This window comes from Methanomethylovorans sp., from assembly GCF_050177135.1.
Lineage (GTDB): Archaea > Halobacteriota > Methanosarcinia > Methanosarcinales > Methanosarcinaceae > Methanomethylovorans.
Genome location: NZ_JBFXHJ010000163.1, coordinates 1 through 4,455, shown reverse-complemented (window position 1 = coordinate 4,455; position 4,455 = coordinate 1). Strand labels below are relative to the sequence as shown.

The 4,455-nt window shown below is 42.1% G+C and carries 3 protein-coding genes; 1 reads left to right on the top strand and 2 read right to left on the bottom strand.

The genetic code is table 11. From position 1 onward, the window contains the following. Positions 1–2,199, bottom strand: a 2,199-nt coding sequence (locus tag AB7U21_RS10595) for an ATP-dependent helicase (protein ID WP_428388902.1), incomplete at its 3' end; no start/stop codon positions are given. Positions 2,200–2,710: 511 nt separating this feature from the next. Between AB7U21_RS10595 and csa3 the strand changes: the two genes are divergently transcribed. Continuing rightward, on the top strand, positions 2,711–3,310 hold the full coding sequence (gene csa3 / locus AB7U21_RS10590) for a CRISPR-associated CARF protein Csa3 (protein WP_428388900.1): 600 nt from the start codon (positions 2,711–2,713) through the stop codon (positions 3,308–3,310). Between the two features lie 131 nt (positions 3,311–3,441). Here the strand turns inward: csa3 and AB7U21_RS10585 are convergent, their stop codons facing one another. Next, positions 3,442–3,867 carry a peptidylprolyl isomerase gene (locus tag AB7U21_RS10585; RefSeq protein ID WP_333788336.1) on the bottom strand — a complete coding sequence of 142 codons (426 nt, stop codon included), beginning with the start codon at positions 3,865–3,867 and terminating at the stop codon, positions 3,442–3,444. Positions 3,868–4,455: the final 588 nt, after the last annotated feature.

Genomic DNA, 4,455 nt, shown 5'->3' with positions numbered 1-4,455 from the left:
TAACTGTGCCAGTAAAAGCAGGGATTCCAGAGCCTGCTTTAGCTGCCCCTGCCTGGCGTACATGCTGACCTTGGCCTCATATTCGTCCATCTTAAGTTTAAGAGGGGAATTGGCCGTAAGTCCGAATTGCTGTAGAGCTGCGTTAGCTTCTATCAATTCCACAAGCGGGTTCTGTGTATGACCGATATCGTTCAGGAACTGGCTTGGCTTTGAAGCATTCGAGTTCTCCAGATACTTTTCAGGGAAGACCAGATACAACTTCTCTTTTGCCCGGGTCATGGCAACATAAGCAAGCCTTCTTTCCTCTTCCAGATGCAGCACTTTCTCTTCTACACCCCGTTGCACTCCTTTTGCGATCTTCAACGGTACAGTAAATGTTTTCTTCTGGTGCTGCAGAGGTAAATGCCGGGCAGCCATATCACATACGAAAACCGCCTTTGCCTCTTTACCTTTGGACTGATGGATGGTCATTATCTTTACAGTGTTCTCGTTTCCTGCTTCTCCATCCTCGATATCCATGTCAAAGACCAGTACCATGTGTTCCATGACTTCCTCGAACTCTGAACCCCCGCCGATCAGTTCTAGGTCTTCGACCATGCTTACGAGAGCGTTCAATACTTCGATGTTCTTTCTTGAAATTCTGGTATCTTCCTGTAGCACAGAGCGATACAGGTCTGTCTTTTCCATAAGCAGATGCTTCAGGGTATCAGAAGGCAGATGGTTCTTCTTGTGGTCGATGAGTTCCTGCATTCTATCTATTACAGAAGCGACAAGATCTCTCTGATCAATGTCAATATCATCGAGATGGTTCAGGAGAACCGTGTAAATACCATCTCCTTGCGCACCGTTATTCCTGACAAGTTTTCTTGCCATGATATTGACCTTCTGCAGGTTGTGCTCTTTTACACCTTCCCTGGAAAAGACCTTTGCAAAGGAAATACCATTATTAAATGGGTCAGATACTATTCTCATATATGCAAGGGCTTCCTGCACAATTGGGAAATAGGTAAGCTGTAGCCTGCCCACATCCTCTGTCGGTATCATCTGCAGCCTCAGAGCTTCACTGAACTTCCTGCCATCATCCCGTTTACGCGTAAGGATGTAGATGTCCCTGGGCTCAATACCTTCTTTTTCCACAAGCCTTTTTACTTCGCCTGCAACCCACTCTGCTTCACTTTCGTCATCAGGGGCTTTAACAACCTTTATCAGTTCACCGGCACCATTGCCGGAAACAAGGTTCTTTTGTTCTCTTTCCGGATTTATCTCGATGAGCTGCTGAGAAATGTTCACTATCTGTTCAGTAGACCTGTAATTCACATCCAGGGTAACCTTCTCGAGTGAAGGATAGAAAGTTTTTAACTGGTTGATATTTGAGAGGTATGCACCTCTGAACCTGTAGATACACTGGTCATCGTCTGCCACACAGGTGAGATTTCCCCCTTCAGCCATCAGATGGATAAGATGCAGCTGCGCATAGTTAGTATCCTGGAACTCATCTACCAGGATGTGATCATAACGGCTTCCAACTTTGTTCCTTACAAAATGGTTGCTCTCCAGCAGATCACAGGCAAGATGAATCATGTCATCATAATCGATGAAATTGTTATCCCATTTGTATTGCTGATAATGATAGTAGAATTTTGCAAGATCTCCGAGTTTAAGCAGTTGATCTTTTTCGTCGTCTGTAAGAGTAGCGCCGGATGTAAGAGAAGTGGAAACGTATGTTTCAAGTTCTTCAGGAAGGATCAGATGATCATGGAACTGTGAAACACCTTCAAGAAGGCTTGTGATAAGGTCTGTGGGTTTGGAAGGAAGGGTAATATGGTCAAATCCAAAAAGATCGATGTTCTTAATACCCCATACATGAGAATGTTCTTTTGAAATGAGCCTGGTTCCCCTGTTGATGCCCAGGTCCAGAGAGAACTCCCGAATAAGATCGTTACAGAAAGAATGGAATGTAGAAACTGTAATACCGGTACCAACGCCAATGTGCTTTTCGATCCTATCCTGCATCTCTCCGGCAGCTTTTTCGGAAAACGTAAGAGCAAGGATCCTGTCCGGAGAGATCCCGTCCTTGATGAGTTTCAGTACTTTCTGTGTTATTGTCAAGGTTTTCCCGGATCCGGGACCTGCAAGGATGAGCAGGGGTCCGGAAGTATAGGATACTGCTTTTGATTGACCGGCATTCAATTTACTCATCAATATTTCTCCTTTAGAAACTCACGCAGCTATAGAAACATCAATATTGCCCTTTATTAGTTCGTATGCTAGCAAAAAAGAGTAATTGTTCCTTTGTTTTTAAGTAATTTTCCAGTTTGTTACACATCCTGACTACCATTATACATCAGTTTAAAAATATAATAATCTTACTCTTTTCTATTGGAATTCAAATGTAGTTTTATCATCTGCTACTATCGGAACAGATGGAAACAGATATTATTCCCGGGTCACTGCAATGTTACGGTCCACAGAGGTTCTATAGACAGTGACCCGGTAGCATCGAACTCTTTTCGTTTAGAGTTGATACTTTTATCCACCACCAGCACCCATCACAGTTAGATATAAGCTACCAAACTGTGAATATTTACTATATACAATATATGACCAATATATAACTTTTGATGCAATGCACTTATTGTAATTGATCAAATATGAGTGATCACTTGAATTGTCCATACAAATATATAGCATATAGAATATTATTCATCTAATGACAAATTTTACGCTTATTACCACATTGTATACTCTTGAACCCGTACTGATCTGTGTTACAAGGCTTTCTCCCTCCAAAATCATCATATTGACAGAAGAAGACACAGCCGAAAAAAAAATGCAGGCTGAACAGTTGCTGGAAGCTACGTTTGGCAAGGTCATAGAGATAAAAAAGGCAGTTACTTCTCTTTATGATCCTGTAAGAGTTGCTCAAGATGTAGCAGCTTTGATCGAAAAGGAACATGCTTTGGGAAGAAAAGTGCTGATAAACGTATCAGGAGGCAGAAAGCCCCAGGCATTTGGCGCTCTGTTCGGTGCCTATGCACGCAGTGATATGGTATCACGGATAGTGTATGTGACAGAAGAAGATAACTTCATCATTGATTTCCCTGTACTGAGCTTCAATATCTCACCAACAAAGAAACTTATCCTGGAGCTTATAATGAATGGCACAGCTGCAGTAGAGGCTATTGCTGTCAAAGCAGGTATCTCCAAGGGCATGGCCTATAATCACCTAAGGGAATTGAGATCCATGGGATACATCACAGATGAGGGAGGGTACAAAATAACAGATTCTGGCAGGCTTGCAGTGATATAAGTATCGTTAGGGTGCAATTGTTTTATGGATACTGCTGTTTGCAGGGTTCCATTTGGACCTTGAGTATCAAAGACCCACAAACCCAAAAACTAAAAAAAAAGTTGGGCCCACAAGGGCCCAGAACAGCAAATTCATGCTTCAATGACCTTAATGCTGAAGGTAAGGGCCTGTCCGGCAAGAGGATGATTCACGTCTATAGTGATCGTTTCATCGGTGATCTCAGTTATCATTGCAGGCATTTCCTGGCCATCAGCATTGCCTAGCATGATTATCATGCCGACCTCTATCTCCGTGTCACACTGAAGGGCCGACCTTGGGAATGACTGTGTGAGGTTCGGGTCGTGTTCACCATAGGCTTCACTGGCTTCTATCCTGAAGGTTTTCTCCTCTCCCACTTCCATACCTCTTACGGCATCTTCGAAACCCCGTATGACCTGCTGTGCCCCCACAGTGAATTCAAGAGGCTCACCATGGTCTTCAGAACTATCAAAAACAGTACCGTCATCCAGTGTGCCGGTATAATCTATCTTTATGGTATCTCCATCTTTTATTGCCAAAAATATCAACTCTGTTAATACAAAACAAGTAAATACTCATTTTGTGCAAAGGAGGGATCGACATTACTTAGGCTTTTTGGTAATATTTACCGGAATTTGGTTCATATACAGAAGAAGCTTGCAAAAAACCCCGTTATTTGAAAATGGCCTGATATAGAATGAATAAATGATCGATTAAAAAAGAGGTTCATCGAAATCCTCTTTGATCTATTAGAATTCTTTCTGTTATTGTTTTGAGACCTATTTATTTCTTAATGCAACTCATTTTTAACGCAAAGTCGCAAGGACGCAAAGCGTGTTATTTTCACCTTTGCGCCTTAGCGCCCTTGCGTTAATAAAAGATTGTATAGATCGATCAAAAAAGAGGTATATCGAAATCCTCGGAAATATCAAATAGCTCCCTTCAATGGTAATTTTTCAGAGACTTTTCAATATCTCTCCGTATTTTTCTAGACGCTGTTGACCTATTTCTTTTGACTGGCTGTTCACAGCGAACATAATGTACGAAGGTAATACTTCAAGACCAGTGTACTCAAAAATACAATGAGTGATGTATCTTAACAGTGTATGGATGTCCCCGTGGGCCCC